At 67.5% G+C, this 22,817-nt stretch carries 15 protein-coding genes; 10 read left to right on the top strand and 5 right to left on the bottom strand.

The window, feature by feature from the left end:
• Nucleotides 1–4 precede the first annotated feature (4 nt).
• The gene (locus AC1DT7_RS02595) at nt 5–547 is read left to right on the top strand and encodes a SixA phosphatase family protein (protein WP_478034004.1); all 543 of its coding nucleotides are present in this window, start codon (nt 5–7) and stop codon (nt 545–547) included.
• Between the two features lie 177 nt (nt 548–724).
• Here AC1DT7_RS02595 and AC1DT7_RS02590 read toward each other — a convergent pair whose 3' ends face one another.
• Both AC1DT7_RS02590 and AC1DT7_RS02585 read right to left on the bottom strand, forming a co-directional pair.
• A complete protein-coding gene (locus tag AC1DT7_RS02590; RefSeq protein ID WP_478034003.1) occupies nt 725–1,258 on the bottom strand; it encodes a YceD family protein in 534 nt (177 codons plus the stop codon).
• Nucleotides 1,255–1,761 (bottom strand): ubiquinol-cytochrome C chaperone family protein, encoded by a 507-nt coding sequence (locus AC1DT7_RS02585; RefSeq protein WP_478034001.1) that lies wholly within the window; start codon nt 1,759–1,761, stop codon nt 1,255–1,257. The genes AC1DT7_RS02590 and AC1DT7_RS02585 overlap by 4 nt, the downstream gene beginning before the upstream one ends.
• A gap of 114 nt (nt 1,762–1,875) precedes the next feature.
• Between AC1DT7_RS02585 and AC1DT7_RS02580 the strand changes: the two genes are divergently transcribed.
• Nucleotides 1,876–2,367 carry an outer membrane protein assembly factor BamE gene (locus tag AC1DT7_RS02580; RefSeq protein WP_478034000.1) on the top strand — a complete coding sequence of 164 codons (492 nt, stop codon included), beginning with the start codon at nt 1,876–1,878 and terminating at the stop codon, nt 2,365–2,367.
• 144 nt (nt 2,368–2,511) lie between these two features.
• Entirely contained in the window at nt 2,512–3,018 is a 507-nt protein-coding gene (locus AC1DT7_RS02575) for an RcnB family protein (RefSeq protein WP_478033999.1), read from the top strand.
• Nucleotides 3,019–3,092: 74 nt separating this feature from the next.
• Here the strand turns inward: AC1DT7_RS02575 and pbpC are convergent, their stop codons facing one another.
• Nucleotides 3,093–5,189 carry a penicillin-binding protein 1C gene (gene pbpC, locus AC1DT7_RS02570; protein ID WP_478034242.1) on the bottom strand — a complete coding sequence of 699 codons (2,097 nt, stop codon included), beginning with the start codon at nt 5,187–5,189 and terminating at the stop codon, nt 3,093–3,095.
• Nucleotides 5,190–5,337: 148 nt separating this feature from the next.
• Nucleotides 5,338–11,136 carry an alpha-2-macroglobulin family protein gene (locus AC1DT7_RS02565; RefSeq protein WP_478033997.1) on the bottom strand — a complete coding sequence of 1,933 codons (5,799 nt, stop codon included), beginning with the start codon at nt 11,134–11,136 and terminating at the stop codon, nt 5,338–5,340.
• Nucleotides 11,137–11,345: 209 nt separating this feature from the next.
• Between AC1DT7_RS02565 and AC1DT7_RS02560 the strand changes: the two genes are divergently transcribed.
• From AC1DT7_RS02560 to AC1DT7_RS02540, 5 genes are all read left to right on the top strand, one after another.
• Entirely contained in the window at nt 11,346–12,260 is a 915-nt protein-coding gene (locus AC1DT7_RS02560; protein ID WP_478033995.1) for a sulfite exporter TauE/SafE family protein, read from the top strand.
• A gap of 38 nt (nt 12,261–12,298) precedes the next feature.
• Nucleotides 12,299–13,018: a TIGR02186 family protein gene (locus AC1DT7_RS02555; RefSeq protein WP_478034241.1), complete on the top strand. Its 720-nt coding sequence runs from the start codon at nt 12,299–12,301 to the stop codon at nt 13,016–13,018.
• A gap of 225 nt (nt 13,019–13,243) precedes the next feature.
• Nucleotides 13,244–15,247: a LodA/GoxA family CTQ-dependent oxidase gene (locus AC1DT7_RS02550; RefSeq protein ID WP_478033993.1), complete on the top strand. Its 2,004-nt coding sequence runs from the start codon at nt 13,244–13,246 to the stop codon at nt 15,245–15,247.
• The gene (locus AC1DT7_RS02545) at nt 15,231–16,343 is read left to right on the top strand and encodes an FAD-dependent monooxygenase (RefSeq protein WP_478033991.1); all 1,113 of its coding nucleotides are present in this window, start codon (nt 15,231–15,233) and stop codon (nt 16,341–16,343) included. Before AC1DT7_RS02550 ends, AC1DT7_RS02545 begins: the two co-directional genes overlap by 17 nt.
• 132 nt (nt 16,344–16,475) lie before the next feature.
• Complete coding sequence (locus tag AC1DT7_RS02540; protein ID WP_478033989.1) at nt 16,476–18,149, top strand: ATP-binding protein; 1,674 nt, start codon at nt 16,476–16,478, stop codon at nt 18,147–18,149.
• A gap of 61 nt (nt 18,150–18,210) precedes the next feature.
• Here AC1DT7_RS02540 and AC1DT7_RS02535 read toward each other — a convergent pair whose 3' ends face one another.
• Nucleotides 18,211–19,656 carry a peptidoglycan DD-metalloendopeptidase family protein gene (locus AC1DT7_RS02535; protein WP_478033987.1) on the bottom strand — a complete coding sequence of 482 codons (1,446 nt, stop codon included), beginning with the start codon at nt 19,654–19,656 and terminating at the stop codon, nt 18,211–18,213.
• A gap of 272 nt (nt 19,657–19,928) precedes the next feature.
• On the opposite strand from AC1DT7_RS02535, the gene AC1DT7_RS02530 reads away from it, so the two are divergent.
• Both AC1DT7_RS02530 and AC1DT7_RS02525 read left to right on the top strand, forming a co-directional pair.
• Nucleotides 19,929–22,466, top strand: a complete 2,538-nt coding sequence (locus AC1DT7_RS02530) for a helicase-related protein (protein WP_478033986.1) — start codon at nt 19,929–19,931, stop codon at nt 22,464–22,466.
• Nucleotides 22,459–22,764: an RNA-binding S4 domain-containing protein gene (locus tag AC1DT7_RS02525; protein ID WP_478033984.1), complete on the top strand. Its 306-nt coding sequence runs from the start codon at nt 22,459–22,461 to the stop codon at nt 22,762–22,764. Before AC1DT7_RS02530 ends, AC1DT7_RS02525 begins: the two co-directional genes overlap by 8 nt.
• Nucleotides 22,765–22,817 lie beyond the last annotated feature (53 nt).

The following is a 22,817-nucleotide window of genomic DNA, read 5'->3' as shown; positions in this document are numbered from 1 at the left end:
CGGGATGAAGACGCTGACGCTCCTGCGCCATGCCAAATCGGGCTGGGACGATCCCGTGCTGCGCGATTTCGATCGACCGCTGAACGGCAAGGGCAAGCGCGCCGCCCAATTGGTCGGGCGCAACTGGCGGACGCTTGGCCTGAAATTCGACCAGGTCGTCGCCTCCCCCGCGGTGCGCGTGATGGAGACGATCGAGCAGGTCGCGACCGGCTATGGTGCCGCGCTGGCACCGGCCTGGGACCGGCGAATCTACCTCGCCTCGGCGACGACCCTGCTTGATGTGATCCACGAACTGCCCGAGGGCGCCGACGATGCACTGCTGATCGGGCATAATCCGGGGCTGGAGGATCTGGTGCTGTTGCTGGTGCCCGATTCGGACGGGCAGCCGCTGCGCGACGATGTCGAGAAGAAATTCCCGACCGCGAGCACCGCTCAATTGCGATTCGACGTGGCATCCTGGGGGGATATTGCCGCTGGCGGCGCGGCGCTGGCGCTGTTCGTCCGGCCGCGGGATCTGGACCCGAGCCTGGGGCCTGACCAGGACTGAGTCCTGCTACCTTCCGCTATCTCCCTTCGTCATGCCGGACTTGTTCCGGCATCCATTGCTCCGCATCCGCTGGGGCTGGCCCTCATGCGGAACGGTACAACGTACCTTCATCGTCTGCGTTGCCGGCACGATGGACCCCGGAACAAGTCCGGGGTGACGGCTTGATTGGCGGCTCGGCTACCGCTTTTCGAGCTTCGCTTTCAGGTCGGCCAGGCCCGCCAGCGCGCCGAGCGGCTTCGCCTCTTCCTCGCTGATCACGCCCGCTTCCTTCAGTGCCGCCGCTGCGTTCGGGCCGCGCGGGAAGGGATCGAGCGCGAGCGCCATGGTGTCGGCCGCCGCCTCGCCCAGATCGATCGCAGCGCCGTCGAAGCCCATCGTATCGAGCGCATCCTCGCTCAGCTCGACCTCGGCGCTTTCGCCTTCGTCTCCGGCAACGAAGCGCAACGCGACGGGTTCGTCGACCGCGACGCGAACCGGATCGTCGGTGACGACGCAGGATTGGACGACCTCCGCCACGACGCGGCCGCGCGCGACCACGCCAGCCGCGTCGCGGCGGACACGGAACGTCCCTTCGAGTCGGTCGATCGCCTTCAGCCCGAAGCGTATCGCAAGGGCAGCGCGTTCCGCCGGCGAGGCCGAGACCGCAACCTCGCGCTCGCCTTCGCCGATCGTGTCGATCCGTTCCGGCCGGGAGAATTCGGGCGCCGTCATGGTAGCTGCCCTGCAAGCAGGGTCGCCGTCGGCGTTGCGGCGAGCGATTCGCGCAGCGCCAGCAGCGAATCGCGCGCGTGCGCCAGCGCCGCCGCCTCGGGCGCGGTACCGCGATACAGGTTGCGGACCAGCGCCGCATCGAGATCGGCCGGGGTCGCCGCGTCGCGATAGGCGCCGAGGCGTCCACCCAGCATGCTCATCATCTTGCCGATATGCTTGCCGACCACGATGTCGCCGATGCCGATCTCGCGCAGTTGCCCGTCCATGTCGTCGACGAAACGCTCGGTCAGCTTTGCGCTCGGCCCGGCAGCGGCGGGATCGGCCTCGAGCCTGAGCAGGACGAAAGAGAGGACCGTCGCCACCATGTCGAACCGACCGTCGATCGTGTCGGGAACCGCACCCGCTTCATACCATTGGGGCAGCCTGGCACGTGCGACGACCGCATTATAGAGCGGCAGCGTCTCTTCATCCCGGCTACCGAACAGCTTCGCGATCCATTGCACGTCTCAAGGTCTCCCGCGCGTGCCCTTGTTTGGCCGCGTTCATCCGCATATTGAGGCTGGCGGCGCATGATGCAATGCACGCGCGTTGCCGCGCCGGCGTGCCTGGAGAGTATGATGAGTGTGATTACCGCCCGCTTTCTGATGGGCGCCGCCCTGGGCCTCGCGACAATCGCCGCCGGAGGCTGCACGCCGCTTCGCGCGCATCAGGGTTATGTGGTCGATGTCGACCTGGTCAATTCGGTTCAGCCGGGCGTCGACAACCGCCAGTCGGTGCTCCAGGTGCTGGGCAAGCCGAGCTTCGCCAGCCAGTTCAACCAGGGCGAATGGTATTATATCGCCCGCGACACGCGCAATTTCGCCTATAACAATCCCAAGGTCACGACCCAGACGACGCTGAAGGTCAGCTTCGACGCCAAGGGCAACGTGACCGCGGTGACCCGCACCGGCGCCGAGCAGATCGCGAAGATCAGCCCGTCGGGCGAGAAGACCCCGACGCTCGGCCGGAGGCGCAGCATCTTCGACGAGCTGTTCGGCAATATCGGCACGGTCGGCGCAGCGGGCATGGGCCCGGCCGGCGGCGACTCGGGCGGCCGCGACACGCCGTAATCCCCGCAAAGGGCTGGAGCCCGACGTCCTTCCATCCTTTCTATCGCCTGACTGGACGGTTCGCGATCCGTTCAGCGCGACTCGGCGAGAAGAGGACCGGGGCGGCATTCCATGCGGATGCCCCCGGGAAAATTGGAGGATATCATGCGTAAATTCATCATCCTGACGCTGATGGCGGCGACGGTGTTGCCGACGGCGGCGATGGCCCAGTCGAACCGCGAAGTGCGCCAGGACCGGCGCGAGCTTCGCCAGGAACAGCGCGAACTGAACGACGCGTATCGCCGTGGTGATCGCCGCGACGTTCGCGACGAGCGCCGCGACGTGCGCGATGCCCGGCAGGAATTGCGCGAGGACGTGCGCGACCGCAATCGCCGCTGGGGCCGCAACGACTGGAACAGCTATCGCAACCAGAATCGCGCGCTCTATTCGCGCGGCAACTGGCGGGCTCCGTTCCGTTACAACGCGTTCCGCCCTGGCGTACGCATCCAGTCCAGCTATTTCGGCCCGCGCTATTTCATCAACGATCCGTGGCGCTATCGCCTGGCGCCGGTCGGCTACAACCAGCGCTGGGTGCGTCATTATAACGACGTGCTGCTGGTCGACACCCGCCGTGGCGTCGTGGTCGACGTGATTCGCAACTTCTACTGGTAAGATGATCGTCACGGCTCGGGCGGCTAGTCCGCCCGGGCATGGCCGCGTCCACCCTCGGGTAGGCGCGGCCTTTTTTATCTGATGGTGAAGAGGACCTGGTCGACCACCCGGCCGTTGATGTCGATCAGGCGCAGCCGGTGCTGGCCGGGTGGGGCTAGAATCTGGGGCTGCGAATCGGCGGCACCGAGATCGCGCTTGTCGAGCAGCAGGCGGTGGGCGGTCACCTCGCCCGAGACGCCGACCGCGAGGCGCTGGCGATCGGGCGGGATGTCGGGATCGATCGCATAGACGCTGCCCGCGACCGGGTTGGTGATGCGCGGCCGGCGTGCGGCCTGGGGCGCGGCGGCAATCTCGGTCTGCGCGGTGCCGGCCAGGAAATATTCCAGCCGCGGCTGCTCGACATGATTGGCGAAGCGGATCGCGCGCTGCTCCACCCCCGTCGGGCGCGGCGGCGCGACGACCTTGCGATCGGCGTTCAGCGCCAGCATCAGGTCCCGCCACACCGGCGCCGCGCCGCTGGTGCCGGAGACGGCACGCATCGGATCGCCCTCCAGATTCCCGACCCAGACCGCCACCGTATATTTGTCCGAAAAGCCGATGCACCAATTGTCGCGCATCGCCTTCGACGTGCCCGTCTTCACCGCCGCCCAGAAGGGAAGGCGCAGCGCCGAATCGAGCCCGAAGGTCGCGGCGCGGGCATTGGGATCGGCCATCATGTCGTCGACGATCCAGGCCGCCTGGGGCGTGGTGACCTTGCGCGGGGGATCGCGCGGGGCATCGGCGGTAAGGCGCAGCGGCGACCAGCGGCCGCCATTGGCAAGGCTGCGGTAGGCATCGGCCTGTTCGAGCAGGGTCACTTCCGCCGAGCCGAGCGCAAGCGAGAAGCCGTAATATTGGCCATCCTCGGTCATGCCGCGATAGCCGGTATCCCATAGCCGGTCGCGGAACGGATCGACTCCGACCAGCAGCAGGGTACGCACGGCCGGCACGTTGAGCGATCCGGCCAGCGCGGAGCGGGCGGAAACCTGCCCCTTGAAGCCGCGATCGTAATTCTGCGGGACATACAGGCCCGAGGCGGTGTCGAGCTGGACCGGCGAATCCTCGAGGATCGACGCCGGGGTGAGATACCCCTTTTCGATCGCCTGGGCGTAAAGGAAGGGCTTCAGGGTCGATCCGGCCTGACGATAGGCATTGGCCCCATCGACCGAAGGCGCGGTCGAGGCACCGCCGATGCCGCCGACATAGGCGAGCACATCGCCGCTTTCATTGTCGAGCACCACCACCGCGCCATCGCGTGCGCGCGCGCCGCCAAGCCCCTGAAGCTGGCGTTTCAGCGCGGTGATCGCGAGTTGCTGGATACGGCGGTCGAGCGTCGTTTTGATGCGCAGACCGGGCTTGCGCAGCAGGCGATCGGCAAGGTGCGGGGCAAGGCCGGGATCGAGCGCGAGGCTGCGCGTCGGGCCGAGCATCGACGCTGCTTCGCCGGCAAAGCGGGTGCAGTCGGATTCGTGGGCGAGGATGCAGGCACGGCGCGCGACTCGCGTCGAATCGGCCTGGGGATCGGGCAGCAGCGCCGCGAGTAGCAGCGCGTCGTCACGGGCAAGCGCGTCCGGCGTCTTGCCGAACAGGCCGAGCGCGGCGGCGCCGATGCCCTGCGCCTCACCGCGGAACCCGGCGAGATTGAGATAGGCCTCGAGAATCTGATCCTTGCTCCAGCCGCGCTCCAGCGCCCAGGCAGCACGCATCTGGCGGATCTTGTCCCACCAGCGGCGCGAGCCGGGCGCGGCGAGATCCGGCGCGAGATAGCCGGCAAGCTGCATGGTGATGGTGCTGGCGCCGCGGGCGCGTTCCCCCTGCGCCTTGTTGCGCGCCACGCCCGCCAGGGCGAGCAGGTCAACGCCGCCATGACCGTAGAAACGACGGTCCTCGGCGCCGACCAGTGTGTTGCGGGTGACCTGCGAAACCTTGTCGAGCGGCGTCCAGCCGAGCCGGCGCGCGGCGAAATCGACCCGGGCGCTGTCGATGAGCGCGCCATTGCGGTCGTAAAGCCAGGACTCCGACGGATGCCAGGCGGCGCGGACCTGCACATAGGCTGGGAGCGGTGGCGGCAGGGTGGCATAGTCGGCTGCCCCATACAGCAGCGCGACCAGCCCGATGCCGGCAAAAGCCATGCCTTTTGGGGTGCGCAAAGCCGCCCATCCGCGCTCCAGTTGGCGCTGACCGAACGCTCCCGCCTTCTCGACCCGGTCCAGAAGAAAATCGCAACCCTTCGAGAAGCTCAAGGCGAACGGTACTGGGTCTCGTGGCTCTCCCATCCGATCACCGCTGCGCCACCGTCATCGGCGCATTGGGCAGTTGGGCGCGAATCGCGGGCGAATACATCGCCTCGACCCGCGACGGCGGCAGGTTGAACCGGCCGGCACCGTTGAGGCGGACCAGATAGCTGACCGTCAGCTTGCCCTTGGGCAGCCAGGAGAAGAAGGCACGCCACGAATCATTGCCGCGCTCGACATAAGCGAGCTGGGCGCCGACCTCGACGTTCCACAGCTTGCCCTCGCCATCCTGCGCGACGAAATCGAAGCCGCCGCCATTGCTGCCCTGATCTGCGAGAATCTTCGACTGGCCGCCGAGATCACCGATGATGGTGCCGCCGGCCGGGATCGGGTCGTCGATCACCACCCAGTTGCGCTCGGCGGTGGAGTCGACCGTGATCGTCACCTTCACGACGTCGCCGCGGGTCAGCACGCCCTTGGTACGCGCCTGCACCACGTCAACCTTGCGCGACATGCGATAGCCCGCGTTGAGCGGCTTGGTCAGCGGCACCGCAGCCGAGACCGAGACGCTCGCCCAGGGGCCGGCGCCGCCCGACTGGGTCAGGCGGAGCGGCGTCTGCGCGGCGGGCAGCGGGAAGCTGGCATGGCGAAGATCGACGGTGAGCGGCCATGCCTTGGCGATGGTACGGCTGCCGAGCACCAGCGAGGTGGTGCCGGCGATCGCCTCGGCCGGGTAGAGCGTCGCGAATTTCCGCGCGGCGACCGTGCCCCAGGCATTGGCGGTGGTGGTATCCCAATGGCCACGCACCTGGCGCAGCGCGACGCCGACCATCATCTTCGGGGCATCGTCCTGCCAGCCGGGCCGGCCGAGCGTGGCGAGCAGCGCCTTGATCGACGCCTCGTCGCTCGACGACATCAGCCACCAGGCCGAGCTCGACGCGTCGGTCAGGTCGAGGCGCGTGCCTTCATAAGCGATGCGCGACCGGATCACGCCCTCGGCCGCCGCCTTCAGCGCCGGGCCGTTGGCGAGGCCGGGGACATTGTCGAGCGCCATCAGATAATCGGCGACGCTCGCCGTCGGCATCTCCTTCGGCGTGATGCTGATCTGGCCGAGCATCGCCGGCGTCGCCGCGCCGGCACGCGCCAGCGCGGTGAAGGCGGCGACCTTCTCAAGCCTGACGTCGCCATAGGTCTCGTGCCGCAGGCGGCCGTCGAGCACTGCCTTCAGCCCTTCGATCATGCGCGTGCGCGATGCCTCGGGGATAGGCAGGCCGGCATCGGCGGTCAGCGACAGGACATAGGCAGTCAGGATTTCCGATCCTTCCAGCGTGTCCGAGGGCCAGAAACGGAGCAGCCCGTCAGGCGCCTGATAGGTCGGGATCGCCCCGGCCAGCGCCGTCCAGCCCGCCGCGTCGCCGAGCGCGACGATGCGCGACAGGCGCTGTTCGAAACAATCATAGGGATAGGCGGCCATGAAGGCGCGCACGCCGGCAAGCGGCGGGGCGAGCGTATCGTCCAGCCTGATGTCGACCGTGCCGCGACCCGGCAGCGCACCGGCGGGCGGGGCGATGGGGATCATCGTGTCGGTACCGACCCGGGCAAGCGTCGCCGCCCACACCTCGACCGGCACGGCGGGGATCACCTCCTGGTTGACGGTGAGCTGGTCGACCGCCTTGCCGTTTTCCGCCTTCGCGCTGACGTGCCAGCGCAGATTGGCGACATTGCCGGGCGCGGTGAGATTCCACGCGACCGGCGTAGCGCCGCCGGCCGGAATGACCACGGTCAGCGGTTTGCCCTGCGCGATGCGCGGGGTGACGTCGACCGTGGCGGTAACTTTCATTGGCTTGTCCGAGCCGTTGCGCAGCGTGAAGCCGGCCGCGAAATAGTCGCCGGTGCGCACCAGTGGCGGCAGGCCGGCAAAGATCGACAGATCCTGCGCGGTCCTGACGCTCGCCGTGCCGGTGCCGAACAATTGCGCACCGTCGGTGGCGATGGCGACCAGCTTGAACGAGGACAAGGCATCGCTCATCACCACCGGGATCCGGGCATGGCCATTCGCGTCGAGCGCAACCCGGCCCTTCCACAGCAGCACCGGCTGGAAATTCTCGCGGTTGAGGCCCGACATGTCGTTGCCGCCGCCGCCGCCCGCCTCGACCGCCTTGCGGCCATAATGGCGCTTGCCGACGACCTGCATCTGCGCGGTCGAGGTGAGCACCGAGAGCGAGCGTTCGCCCATCATCGCGGTCAGCACGTCCCAGCTTTCATTCGGCGCGAGCTGGAGGATCGCCTCGTCCACGGCAGCAAAGGCGACATCGGCGGTGGCCGCCGGCTTTCCGTCAGGCGTCTTCACCTGAACATCGACCTGCGCGGTGTCGCGCGCGGCATATTTCTCCTTGTCGGCCTTGACCGCGACCTGGAGCTGATGCGCCTCCCAGCCGACTTTCACCTTGGCCATGCCGAGCCGGTAGGCGGGCTTGGCGAGATCGACGAGCGCCGTTGGCTCAGGCGCGGCGGGCGGGCCGCTGGCGAGGCCGAGACTCTGCGCGATGCCGTGGATCCAGCTCCAGAAGCCACCCTCGACCCGGCCACGCACCGCCATGACGGAGACGAACACGTCCGGCGCATAGGAACCCGGCATCTTCACCTCGACCACCGGATCGGTGCCCGACAAATTGGTGACATAGGAGGAGAGCACGCCCTCGCGCTCCACGGTGACCAAAGCGGTCGCCTCGCGGAAGGGCATGCGCACCTGGAAGCGCGCCGTTTCGCCTGCCTTGTACGCAGTCTTTTCGGGCACGACGTCCATACGGTCGCCATTGTCGCCGCCGAACCACCAGTCATCGTCACCGGCGAGCCAGACCGACCGCGTGGCGCGTGCCACGTTGCCGTTGGCGTCAGTCGTGGTTGCGACCGCATAGACCTCACCCGAGACGCCGGGATCGGCCTTGCACTGCGCCATGCCCTGAGCATCCGTCGTCGCGGTGCAGGTGCCGGCCAGCTTCTCGGTCTTCATCTGGTTGTCGTACGCGTAAAAGCCCCCGATCAGCCGACGCCGTGCGGTCAGGATTTTGCGGCTGTAAAGATCAACCGAGATCTTCTGGTTGGCGAGCGGCTTGCCCGACGTGTCGAGCGCGACGAAGCGCAGGCGCAGATCATCCTGCTTCATCAGCCAGCCATCGGTCTTGATGCCGATCTGCACCGCTGACGGGAAGATCGGGATCCGGCGCGAGGCGGTCAGCACCTCGCCATTCGCGTCCTCATAATCCATCTCGACCAGCATGTCGGTCGCGCCGTCCAGGCCCTGCGGCACCTCGATCACCGATTTGGTCGTACCGTCACCACCGAGCGTGGCGGGAAGAGTCTGGGTCGGCGGAAGTGGGGTCTGTTCCTCCTCACCGTCACCATCGAGCGGTTTGGTGCCCTCCTTCACGGCGTTGCCGCCAAAGGTGTAGCCTTCGTACCCCTCGGGCGTCACGCTTCGCCCGAAATAGCCGACGCGAAGATCGACCGGCAGGTTGGCCGCGCCGCCACCCGAGAGGTAGCCGACGAACAGGTCGAGCGGCAGCGTCTTGGGCTTCACCGCCGCGTCCTTCGGCCCGGTCACCGTCGCGCGCATGGTGGGCAGTTTGTAGACATCGACCTTGAACGACTGCGACGTGTAGATCGTCTTGTCGCCGACGATCACCTGAAGGTCGTAATCGCCCATCGGCGCGCCCTGCGGCGCGGTCCAGCTCGATTCGCCGATGCCGTTGGCGTCGATCTTGAGCGGCATGTCGAACTGGGTGTCCGACCCGCGATGCGACAGGCGCAATGTACCCTCGAGCGCGGGCGCCATGCCGAAGCCGGCGCCGATCGAGGTGCGCAGGATGTGCTTCATGTTGATCGTCTCGCCCTGGCGGACGAGTGCGCGATCGAACACGGTGTGGAGGATGTCGCCCTTGGCCTGATAGCCATAAGGCAGGTCGAAATCATAGGGCCGGATGCCCTCGCCCCACGCCGTCAGGGTGAAGCTGAAATCATCGTCCTGCCGCGCCGACACCATCAGCGGATGCGAGCTGCCGCTGTCGCAGCTGCCATAGGTTTCCGGTTCGGGCAGGCCCTGCGGCACGAACACGCCACCGCTGGCATCGGTGGTGCCCCGCGCCAGCTGTTCGCCGGTGCAGCTGTCGGTGATCCGCACCGTCGCGCCCGCAACGGGCTTGCCGGTGTCGAGCCGGGTCACCCAGGCAAGGCTGCGCTCCCTGCCCCATTTGAAATGCACCGCCATGTTGGTGACGAGCGCGGCCGAGGCGACATAGCGCGGTGCCTTGCGCCCGAGCAGGGCCTGGCCGAGCACCGGGCTAGCCAGTTCGACGACATAGAATCCGGGCTTGCCGAGCGGAATGCCGACGACCTCGAAATCCTTGCCCTTGCCGGGCAGCCCAACCTGAAGCGGCGCCCCACCGGCATCGGCCAGGATCGACTTCGAGCCGGTGTCGTTGATCGTGATCGATTCCGAGCCCTGCTTGACCTCATGGCTCTCATAGTCATCGGCCTTGTCGACCATGCGCAGCCATTCGGCGACCTTGCCGTCCGACCCGTCGATCCGCAGCGACTTGCCGGCGATCGCCGTGCTGAGCCCCTGGAGCGAGGGTTCCACATTGCGCACGGTGACGGGCAGAACGCCCTGTTCCTTCGCCTCCAGGATGCCGAACGGCGCTGCGAACTTCACCAGCGGCGGCGCCTCGTCGAAACGGACGTCGAGCGGGAAACGCTCGGCATTGGCGAGCACGCGCCCGCTCTCGTCCTTGATCCCGGCGGGCAGCGTCAGCTTGGCGACGGTCGCTGGCGGCAACGGCGCCGAGAAGGTGATGCTGCTGATCGTCGCCTTCTTCTTCTCATCGGCATCGAACACCGGGGTCAGCGCCTTGCCGTCGGCGGTAGTGATGCGAATCTGCTCGGCAGCGCTCATCGCGATCGGCGCGGTAAAGCGGACATAGGCCTTTTCGACCGGGCTGCATCCGGCCTGGGCATTGACGCGCGAGCATTCGAACCGCGCGGTGAAGGGCTTGCGCACGGTATAGTCGAAACGCTGCTCGGCGCCGGCGATCTTGCCGCCGACGGCCGCGATGTTCGCCCCCCATACCAGCGCCACGTCGCGACCCGGGGGCAGTGGGCGGCGGCATTTAAGCGCCGTGACGGCGGCATAGGCCTTTTGCCGGTCGCCCGCATTGGCCGGCACCGCCGCGGGCAGGCCGGCATTTTCGAGGAAGCTGCGCACGTTCCAGTTATCGGTGCCCATCTCGCCGAGCAGCTTGCCGGGCAGGTCGGCCGCGAGCACGTCGACCGGAATCTTCTCGCCGATGCCGTCGACCGCGCAATAGGCATTGGCGCCGACCGAGGCGGCAGTGGGGGCCATGTTGGCGGCAACGAGGAAGACCTGATCCTCCTCGATCTCGCCATCATATTGCGCCGGCAGGATCGCGCGGGCGACCGGGCCGCCGGCATCGACCTTGAATTCCTGCTGGCCGGTGACGGCGTAGCCGGACACGCTCTTCAGCCCGGCATTCAGCTTGAAGCTGCAGGTGGTACCGCCGGGCAGCGGGCCGCTGAAGTCATAGACATAGGTCTGGGGATCGACCCAGCGACCCTCGCCATCGACCGTGCAGGTGATGCCATAGGGCGACGGTGCGCGCGGATCGCCGAGCGGGACCATCGGCTGACTGAAGCGCGTGGTGAAGGAGCGAATCGAGCCGCCATCGCCGACGCCCGGGGTGGCCATCACCACCTGGGGGCTGTTGTCGCCAAGCGCAGCAACGGGCGCGAGCGCCAATCCGAGCAGGGCCAGACGCAGTGCGAGCTTCATCGACATCTCCCGGACAGTCGCTTTCAGGCTAAAGCCCGATCGCGGTCCAAGTCCAGCCGTAAGTGTCGATGCCGTGACGGGAATATCTGCACGATCCTGCCGGGAATTGCCCTTTCCCGCCGGCATCCCGCCCCGGCCGGTCATATTCTCCGCCGATCATCGGCGTTGTGCTTTCCGCCGGGCCCCGAACAGGATATCCGCCTTGGGCAATGGACATCTATCTGCCCATCGCCAATCTCTCGGTGAACGCGCTCGTCATCGTCCTGCTCGGCGGTGGCGTCGGGCTGCTCTCCGGCATGTTCGGGGTCGGCGGCGGGTTCCTGACCACGCCGCTGCTGATCGTCTACGGCATTCCGCCGACGGTCGCCGCCGCGTCGGCCGCCAGCCAGGTGACCGGCGCCAGCGTGTCGGGCGTGTTCGCGCATATCCGCCGCGGCGGGGTGGATACCAAGATGGGCGGGGTACTCGTCGCCGGCGGTCTGCTCGGGTCGCTGTTCGGCGGCTGGCTGTTCAGGCTGCTCCAGGCGACCGGCCAGATCGATACGGTGATCGCGATCGTCTATGTGCTGATGCTCGGATCGATCGGCGGGCTGATGGCCCATGAAAGCTGGACGGCGATCCGTGCCAGCCGCACCGGCGCCCCGCCGCGCCCGCGCAAGCGCCGGCACCACCCACTGGTCGCGGCGCTGCCGCTGCGCACGCGTTTCTATCGTTCCGGCCTGTACATCTCGCCGCTCGCGCCGCTGCTGCTCGGCTTCTTCGTCGGTATCCTGACGATATTGCTGGGTATCGGCGGCGGCTTCATCCTGGTGCCGGCGATGCTCTATCTGCTCGGGATGACCACTCAGGTCGTGGTCGGCACCTCGCTGTTCCAGACGCTGTTCGTCACCGCCATGGCGACGATGGTCCATGCCACCACGACCAAGGCGGTCGATATCGTGCTGGCCGCGCTGCTGCTGCTCGGATCGGTGGCCGGCGCGCAGGTCGGCGCGCGCTTCGCGACCAAGGTGAAGCCGGAATATCTCCGCCTGGCGCTGGCGATCATCGTGCTGCTCGTCGCTTTCCGCATCGGTCTCGGCCTGGGCTGGCGGCCGGACGAGATCTATTCGGTCGAGCTGTCGTGAAGCGCGGATGGCTCCTCGCGCTGCTGGCGCCACTCCTGATGGCGCAGTCCAAGCCGGTGCTCGTCCCGGACGTCTCGCAACGCGATATCGAGATCGCCTATTCCTTCACCGGCGCCGAGCTGCTGCTGTTCGGCGCGATCCTCTATCCAGGCGGCCGCCTGCCCGACGACGACAAGCCGACCGACATCGTGGTGGTGGTGAAGGGGCCGGTCCAGTCGATCCTGGTGCGCGAGAAGGAGAAGGTCGCCGGCATCTGGGTCAATGCGGCGCGGCTGCGCTACCGCTCGGCACCAAGCTTCTACGCGATCGCCTCGTCACGACCGATCGGACAATTGGTCGATGAGCGGACCCAGGCGATCTACGAGCTTGGGCTGAACAGCCTTCAGCTTTCCCCGGCGAGCAGCGCGCCGACCGAAGAACAGAATCGCTTCGCGCGCGGACTGGTCGACCTGAAACGCCGGTCCGGCCTGTATTACGAGGCGCCGGGCGCGGTCGAGATCACCGACGGCGTGTTGTACCGCGCCCGGGTCACCATCCCGGCGCGTGTGCCGGTGGGGCGCTTTACCGCCGAAACCTTCCTGATCCGCGACGGACGCGTGCTGGCGGCGGCGACACGCGACATCGACATCCGCAAATCGGGCTTCGAGCGGTTCGTGGCGCGCTCGGCCGATCGCTGGTCCTTCACCTACGGCCTGACCGCGGTGGCGCTGTCCGTGCTGTTCGGCTGGGCCGCGGGATGGATCGCGCGGCGGTTCTAGAATGGCGAGCTCAATTGGGCTGGTCAGAACAACTGTTTCGTCTCTTCTTTACCCCGCCTGCAAGGACGGCAGCACACTTCGCCCCGCGACATGGTGGAACCTCGTCACTCGCGCCGCTACCGGGCCAGGCGTCGATCCGGTCCGAACTGCCGTCATTATGGTCGCTTATGCGATGTCGCCCCCATCGCGGCGGGGTTATGCTGAGTCCGTGGTGAGGGACCGACAATGGCAAAACTGAAATCGGGCAGCGTTCGTGGTGCGGACAAGGTCGACCGGGTGGTCGTACGTGCCGCGATCCATCCGGCGATCGGGATCGCCCGGATCGGCGACAGCAAGACGGAGTATTTCATCGGACCGGAAACGGTTGTGCCGCCCGGGCCGGACACGCCGCCCGAGACCTATCGGGACAAGAAGGGGGCGATCAAGCGGCAGGCAGCCCGATTCCGCCTCTATGGCTATAACGCCGCCGGCGAGGTGCTCAGCGAACTGACCCCCGACAATGCCGAGATCATGTGGACCGCGCACCTCGCGAACCGCAAGGCGGAGTGGTACCAGTTCCAGTACGCGCTCGACATTCCCGAGGCGGTCAATGCCCCCGACAACCAGTTTCCCTTGCGCAACCGCAAGGTGAAGGACCGCAGCACCCTGGCGATCGACCCGGGGCCGCGCAGCATTTCGGGCTGCGACACCGCCGGGCCCAAATATGCGTTCGATACCGGGACCTTCCAGGCAGCGGCAAAGCAGCCGGTCACGGTACCGCTCGGAGAGATCCGCACCGACGAGGCGGGCCGGCTGATCGTGCTGGGCGGCACCGGCGAGTCGGCGTCCCCGACTCATGCCCCGGTGTTCGACCCGGCCAATCCGGCGAGCTTCAACAATGCCGACGACTGGTATGATGACACGTCGGACGGCCCGGTGACGGCGACGGTATCGATCGGCGGCAGGCCTATTCCGGTCGAGGGAGCATGGGTGGTGGTCGCGCCGCCCAATTACGCGCCCGGCGTGCTTAGCTGGCGCACCATGTACGACCTGATGTGCGACGTGTTCGTCGAGGCTGGCCTGATGACCATGCCCGAGACACCATCCTTCGCCCGCGATATCCTGCCGATCCTCAACCGCCTGACCGGGCTGCAATGGGTCAACAAGGGATTCGCCGCCTATTTCGGCAAGGGCGGGCCGATGGATTTCACCAACCCGGATCTGATCGCCAAGCTGTCGTACAAGCCGGCCGGCACGGGCGACGACCCCTATGCCGAGCTGCGCCTCGCCATCCTGCACAGTTTCCGCCCGAACAAGCCGCTGGTGGCCGAACCGGTCAGCTGGCCGCATATCTGGCCATGGATCTACGGCGATGCGTTCGGCAGTTTCCCGGCGAACAGCACCGGCAACATGCTGCCGATGACCGGGCTGCAGGAGGGATTGCTGCGCCGCTGGGCGGCGGGGCATTTCATCGCCGACTGGCCCGAACAGGCACCGCCGGCGGTCTTCGATTCGGTTCCGCTGGCCGAGCAACCGGGGACGCTCGACCGTGCGGCGCTCGATTATTGCCTGGCCGACACCTTCCATCCCGGATGCGAGATGACCTGGCCGATGCGCCATGCCAGCCTCTATTCGGCCCCGTTCCGCATCCGCGCGCGGCTGGTGGGCGAGCCCGAGCCGAATTACGGATCCACGCTGAATCCGGTCAATGTCGAATTGGTGGGCGGCCCGCTCTACGCTCAGCCGCCGGGTGGCGTGACTCGCTGGATGGCGATCCCCTGGCAGGGCGACACGGCCTTTTGCCGGTCGGGCTACGACCCGGATTTCGACCCGTATCTGCCGACCTTCTGGGCGGCCCGCGTGCCCAACCAGGTGCTGACCGCCGACGATTACGACATCGTCATGAATACCTCGCTTCCGCGCGAGCGGCGGCTTGCCGCCTATCAGCGCCGCGCGACCTGGCTTCGGGCGATCGACCAGGCCAGCACCCCGGACGTCATGATGAAGATGATCGCCCAGTTCGGCGAGCTGGGAATCGTCGAGGCGCGGCCGGGCATCGCTGGCGACCCGGATTTCCCGGAGATCATCCATGTCGAGAACCTGGCGGCCGGCAAGCTGAAGAAGGGCGCGCTCAAGGCGACCGCATTGCTCGCCGAGATCGACCGGCCCCTCACCCCGCTGGAAAAGGCCGGCTGGGCGAGCCACGAGCAGTTCGAGGCATTCCGGTCAGTGCGTGTCCGTCGCGAGTGACGGCAGCGGCCTGGGCCGAATCGACATATTGGTGGCGGGAGCCGGACCCGCCGGATCGATCGCCGCGATCGAGCTGGCGCGAGCGGGTCATTCGGTCCTGCTCGTCGACCGGCTGGGGCCTGCCCCGCCGAAGATCGGCGAAACCCTGCCCGGGGCGGCGATCCGCCTGTTGCACCGGCTCGATCTGTCGTCGGTCGTCGGGGCGGGCGAGACGCGCCATCGTCCGGTCAGCGGCACGCTGACCGCCTGGGATTCGGAAACGATGATCGCGCGCGACGCCATGGCCGATCCCTATGGCGCCGGGGTCCGGCTGGATCGCGGGCGGTTCGACGCGGCGTTGCGCCAGGCGAGCCTCGATGGCGGCGCCGCGTTCCACCCCGCCGATATCGCGACGCTCGAGCGGACGCCGCTGGGCTGGGTCGCCGGGTTCGACGATGGCCGGCGGGTCGCCGCATCCTGGCTGGTCGATGCCACCGGCCGGCGCGGCAAACTTTCCCGGCTGATCGGCGTGCACCGGCGTCGCCACCGGTCGCTGGTCGCGATCTATCGGTACGGCCACCCGACCCTGAATGCCCATCTCGACCGGACCATTATCGAGGCACGGCCGAATGGATGGTTCTATGCCGGGCATCTGGGGGATGGGCGGTGGGCCTTCGGCTTTCACACGTCGCCGCAGGAAGCGGCCATATTGCGGCGGGACCCCGCCCATTGGGAGGTCATCGCAGGCGGGGCGCCACAGCTTGCCGGCTTGTTGGGCGAGCCCGTGTTCGAACCCGGCCAGGTCTTTCGCGACGCACGCGATGGCGGCCTTGCCTCACCGGTCGGGCAGGGCTGGGTCGCGTGCGGAGACGCTGCGCTGAGCTTCGACCCGATTGCCGGACAGGGACTGTTCAACGCGCTGCGGTCGGGCATGGCGGCCGCGCGGCATGTCGTCGCCGCGATCACCGGGCAAGCCGGCTCCGACTATGCCGACGAGTTGGCACGGGCCGCCGCGATCTACGCCGGGCGTCGCCAGGCCCTCTATGCGGCGCAACGCCGCTGGCCCGACGCACCCTTCTGGTGCCTCCAGCGTGACGCAGCGACCACGCCCGCCTGAATCTCCCCCTCCGGCACATTTCCAACCGATTCGGACGGATCGTTGGGGAATCCGTCCCCGAAAACCCCGGCACACCCAATATTTACCTGTCGTCGACATAGCTGGTGCGAGGAACGCCGGGGTAAGCGAGGAATGACTGAAATGCTGGGCAGCCATGCTTTCGAAAGGGCAGCTCCCGCGAGCACCGGAACGGCCCTGCCCGATGCGGCGGGCAGCGGCATCGGGATCGTGTTCGAAATCTCCGGATCGAGCAGCTCGGTGATGCTCGACGCCCAGGCGCTCGACCTTGCCGCGCAGAGCATCGACCCGGTGGCGGCAAGCGCCGGGCAGGTCGGCAGCCAGATCAAGATGCGGGTCGGCAATGCCTGGCTGATCGCCAATATCCGCTCGCTCAAGCTCGCCGACGGATCGGGCGACCGGATTTCAGCCCTGGTCGATTTCCTTGGCGAGGGCGACGAAGAAAAGCTGACCGGCAAGCTGTATAAATTCCGCCGCGGTGTGACGCGCTATCCCACGCCCGGCTGCCTCGTCTTCCCCGTCACCACCGCCGACCTGAAACAGATCTACGCCGCCGACGACCGCGCCAATATCGAGATCGGCACCGTCTATCCGACCAAGGACATCCGCGCCGCGCTCTATATCGATGCGATGCTCGGCAAGCATTTCGCCCTGCTCGGATCGACCGGTACCGGCAAATCGACCAGCGCCGCCCTGATCCTGCACCGGATATGCGAGCTCGCGCCGCAGGGCCATATCGTGATGGTCGATCCGCACGGCGAATATAGCGCGGCGTTCAAGGACAATGGCGCGATCTTCGACGTGTCCAACCTGCAGATGCCCTATTGGCTGATGAACTTCGAGGAGCATTGCGAGGTGTTCATCACCTCGAGCGGCTCCGAGCATCAGATCGATGCCGACATTCTGGCCAAATGCCTGTTGATGGCCCGCGGCAAGAGCCGGCTCGGGCAGGAAATCTCGAAGCTGACGGTCGACGCGCCGATCCCCTATCTGCTCAGCGACCTGACCAACCTGATCCAGCTCGAAATGGGCAAGATGGACCGGGCCGGCGACACGGCACCTTATCTGCGGCTGAAGACCAAGATCGACGAGATCAAGGCCGATCCGCGCTACAGCTTCATGTTCTCCGGCATGCTCGTCGCCGATACCATGGCGGGATTCCTCGAACGCATCTTCCGCCTGCCGGGCGGGGGCAAGCCGATCTCGATCATCGACGTGTCGGGCGTGCCGTCCGAAATCACCTCGGTCGTCGTCGCGGTGCTGAGCCGGATGGTGTTCGACTATGCCATCTGGTCGCGTGGCGAGGCACAGCGCCCGATCCTGCTCGTCTGCGAGGAAGCGCACCGCTACATCCCGAACGAGCGCAATGCCGACAACAGCTCGGTCGGCCGGATCCTCAGCCGGATCGCCAAGGAAGGCCGCAAATATGGCGTATCGCTCGGCCTGATCACGCAGCGCCCGTCCGATCTGGCCGAAGGCGTGCTGTCGCAGATGGGCACGATCATCTCGATGCGGCTCAACAACGATCGCGACCAGGCCTTCGTCCGTGCGGCGATGCCCGAAGGCGCGCGCGGCTTCCTCGATTCGATCCCGGCGCTGCGCAACCGCGAATGCATCATCTGCGGCGAGGGCGTCGCCATCCCGATCCGCGTGTCGTTCGACGGGCTGGAGGAGAACAAGCGGCCCGCCTCCGAAGATCCGCTTTTCTCCAACCTGTGGCGTGAAGTCGGCGACGAGGACCAGATCATCAGCCGCACGCTCAAGCGCTGGCGGTCACAGGGGCGCTGATCCGTCGAGCCGTTCCGCCGCTCGGCTTTACCCCAATGCAACAATCGAAAGGCGTCGCGCCTCAGTGCGCGCCTGGCTTCACCGCCATCAGATTGGCGAAGCGCGCCTTGAACGCGCGTAGCGTATCGCCCGACAGCTGCGCCATGCTCGAGAAGGACATCGAGCGCGGATTGACCGCGATGCCGTTCTTCCAGACCTCCCAATGGAGATGCGGGCCGGTCGACAGGCCAGTCGAGCCGATATAGCCGATGACCTGGCCAGCCGCGACATGCGTGCCGGTGCGGACGGCGATGCGGCTCATGTGACCATAGCCGGTGCCGATGCCACCGCCATGCGACAGCTTCACGAAATTGCCGTATCCGGCATTGCGCCCGGCAAAGGCGACGACGCCGGCCGCGGCGGCATGGATCGGTGCGCCATAGGGAGCGCCGATATCGAGCCCCTTGTGCATGCGGGTGAAGCCGAGCAGCGGATGGCGACGCAGGCCGAAGGTCGAGGTGATATGGCCGGTGACGGGCATGCCCATGGTGCCGCGCCGCTCATATTGGCCCGACGCTTCATACCATTGGCCATCATTCCATTTGACCAGCTGGGTCTTCTTGCGGCCCTGGTCGAGCCCGGCGAACATCAGGCTGCCGATCTGCACTTCGCCGGTGGCGGCGCGCGCCTGTTCGACGATGATGTCGAAGGTGTCGCCCGCGTCAACGTCTCGGCCCACCGACAGGCGCGTCGCCATCGCCTTGATATAGGTCTCGACGATCTTGGCGGGCACGCCGGCGGCGCGTGCCGAGCGATAGAGGCTGCGGCCGGCCAGGCCCTGGAAACGGGCCGGCGTATGATCGATCACGATCGGGTGGCGGGTCAGGGTCAGCGCGCCGTTCACGCGCGACACGCTGAGATTGAGGTCGAAGCGCGCACGGAAGGACAGCATGTCCAGCGGGCGGGCGACGCTGCGGTTCGGGCGGCGCCCGAGCGTCATGTCGATCGGCGTGCCGGGCTTGATGTCGCCAAGGCCGACCGAACCGGAAACGAGATTTGCGGCCGCCGACGCGTCGCTTTCGGACACGCCGGCGCGCTGAAGCACGCGGGTGAAGCTGTCGCCGTTGCCGAACAGGGTGGTGACGTCGATGATCGGGCGTTCGGGCGTCTGGGTCAGCGGTGCGACAAGATCGTTCGCTGCCATGTGGCGCCCGGTATCGGCGCCCCAGGCAAGCGGTGCGATCGATTGCGCGCGGGCTTCGTCCCAGTCGGAGCCTTCGAGTGCAGGTGGTGCGGCGCCGATGATCTTCGTGTCGAAGCTCGGCGCAAGCATCCAGGTGGCGGTGCAGAGCGCAGCGCAGGTGGCGGCCCCACGCCACCAGTCGAGCGAACCGATCTGCGTGCCGAGATCGGGCGCCCAGTCGATACGGGCGATCGCATCGCGCAGGCGCTCCATCGTGCCGGGCTGTGCCATCGGGACGATGGCACGACCGAACGACAGGGTGGCCGTGCCACCCGCCTGTTCCAAGCCATGATCATTACGCAAAAACAAAGGCTGTCCGCCCCCAGGTCGCGGCGCCGACTGATAGAACACACCCCCGGCGCGAGGTGGGTTGAGTGTGGCGACATTCTCCTAAAGTCAAATTAAGGAATGTCCCTGGAGTGCAATCGCGCGGCGAGACGTGGCGGCCCTGCGACAAGGGGCTTAACATGAATCAGCCAGAGATTCGATGTGCTTAGCATTGTTTGCGACGACTATAGGTTGCGTCGGCGCCGTCGGCAGACGATGTTGCTTTCACGATGAAGCGCGACACCGAACGTCCGGTCACCGCAGTGCTGGGCCCGACCAATACCGGCAAGACCCATTTGGCGGTCGAACGGCTGTGCGGCCATTCGAGCGGCATGATCGGCTTTCCGCTGCGGCTGCTCGCCCGCGAGGTCTATGACCGGGTGGTCAAGATCAAGGGCGCCAACCAGGTCGCGCTGATCACCGGCGAGGAGAAGATCGTCCCGAAGGACGCGCGCTGGTTCCTCTGCACCGTCGAGAGCATGCCGCTGGGCGAAAGCCGGCAGGCCGGACGCCCCAATCAAATACCTCGGGACATGGCCTTTGTCGGGATCGACGAGGCGCAATTGGGCGCCGATCCCGAACGCGGGCATGTCTTCACCGACCGTATCCTGCGCGCACGGGGCCGCGAGGAGACGATGATCCTCGGCTCGGAGGCGTTGCGGCCGATGCTCAAGGCGCTGGTGCCGGGAATCGATATCCTCAACCGGCCGCGTTTCTCGACGCTCAGCTATGCCGGCGCGCGCAAGATCTCGCGGCTGCCCAAGCGCTCCGCGATTGTCGCCTTCTCGGCCGAAGAGGTTTACGCGGTGGCCGAGATGCTGCGGCGGCTGCGCGGTGGTGCCGCGGTGGTGATGGGCGCGCTTTCGCCGCGCACGCGCAATGCCCAGGTCGCGATGTTCCAGGCCGGCGAGGTAGATTATCTCGTCGCGACCGACGCGATCGGCATGGGGCTCAATATGGATGTGGCGCATGTCGCGTTCGCCAGCCTCGACAAGTTCGACGGACACCGTCAGCGCCGGCTGACCGTCGCGGAGATGGCGCAGATCGCCGGGCGCGCCGGCCGGCACCAGCGCGACGGCACCTTCGGCGCGCTGGTCGAGGAGGGCCCCGGCGCCTTCACCCCGGAGGAGGTGCTGGCGATCGAGGAGCATCGCTTCCCGCGGCTCGACTTTCTCTACTGGCGCGACGGCGATCCCGACATGACCAGCATCGACGCGCTGATCGCCAGCCTGGAGGCGCGACCGACCGAACGGGTATTACGCGCCGCACCGCAGGCGACCGACCTCGCCGTGCTCAAAAGGCTGGCCGAGGAGGGCTGGGTCCGCGACCGTGTCCGTTCGCCGGCGATGGTCAAACGGCTCTGGGCGGCGGCGGGGCTGCCCGATTTCCGCAAGCTCGGCGTCGATCCGCATGCGCGCTTTGCCGGGCGGGTATTCGGCCATCTGAGCGAGGGCACCGGTCATATCCCGCACACCTGGTTCGCCGAGGAGATCGCGCGTCTCGACAATGTCGCGGGCGATGTCGAGACGCTGGCCGGGCGGATCGCGGCGGCGCGGAGCTGGGCCTATATCGCCAACCGCCCCGACTGGCTGGCCGACCCGGCACATTGGGCGGCGCGCGCGGCAGCGGTGGAGGAACGGCTGTCCGACGCGCTTCACCTGAGCCTGACCCAGCGCTTCGTCGACAAACGCACCACCATGCTGCTGCGCCAGATCGGCGCCGACAAGGGCGCCCTGCCGGTGACGATCGGCCCCGAGGGCGAGGTGATGGTCGAGGAGCATGCGATCGGGCGACTCGACGGCTTCCGCTTCACCGTCGCGGCCGACGCGCGGCATGGCGACAAACGCCTGCTACTCGCGGCCGCGGAACGGCGGCTCGGTGACGAACGGGCGCGACGGGGCGAGAAGCTTGCCGCTGCCGGGGAAGCAGCGCTGGCGATCGACGACAGCGGCCGGCCCGCGATCCTGTGGGAGGGACTCAAGGTGGCCGAACTGGCACCTGGCCCGTCGCTGGTACGGCCACGCGTAAAGCTCGACCGGTCGCTCGATTGCCTCGATCGGGGGCTGCAGACCCGGGTGCGGACCCGGCTGGAGGAATGGCTTGCCGGACAGATCCAGCGGCGCCTGCCGGGACTGGTCGCGCTCGACGCAGCGCAGCGCGATCCGGCGGCAACGGCGCCGCTACGCGCGGTGGCCGCCGCACTCGTCGGCGCGGGCGGGATCGTCGCGCGCGGCGGGATCGACGCCGCGGTGGATTCGCTCGATGCCGGCGGACGCAAGCGGTTGCGCACGATTGGCGTGACGATCGGCGCGCTCGACCTGTTCGACGCGAGGCTGCTGAAGCCCGGACCGGCACGGTGGCGGCGCATGCTGATCGCAGCACAGGTCGAGCGCCCACCGGGCGCGGCGCCACCCGATGGCGCCAGCGTGCTTGCACGCGGCGCGCAGGGGGCGACGCTCGCCGACGGGTTCCGCCCGCTCGGCAACCAGGCGGTGCGGGTCGATCTGGCCGAGCGCATCGCGCGGGCAGCGCATGACGCGCGTGCCGGGCGCAGGCCGTTCGCGCCCGATCCGGCGCTCGCCACCTCGATCGGCGTGACACCCGAAACCCTGGCGCGGCTGATGGCGGCCCTCGGTTTCCGCACCGCGCCGGAGCAGGAAGGCGCGCCACGCTGGGTCTGGCGCGGCCTGACCCGGGCGAAGGTGGCGCCGCCGCCGCGCGACAATGCCTTTGCCGCGCTCGCCGGGCTGAGGTCGACGCATGGCTAGTGCCGAGGGCACGACGATGCGGCTCGACCGATTCTTATGGTTCGCGCGGCTCGCCAAGACCCGAAGCGCTGCACAGAAGGTCGCGGGCGACGGCCGGTTGAGGCTCGACGGCAGGACGGTCGATCGTGCCCATGTCGGCGTGCGCGTCGGCAGCGTTCTCGCCTTCGTGCAGGGCAACCGGGTGCGCGCGATCCGGGTCGAGGCGCTGCCCGCGCGGCGCGGTCCCGCACCCGAGGCGCAGGCCTGCTATACCGACCTCGTCATTGAGAACGTCTCGCATCAGGCTTCGGGCGATTGACGAGGACGGCGACCGGGCATAGCAGACGGGTCGTTTCGTCGGACCTGGACGGT

This window comes from Sphingomonas sp. P3_C6, assembly GCF_056402595.1.
This window is presented reverse-complemented; position numbering and strand designations above follow the sequence as displayed.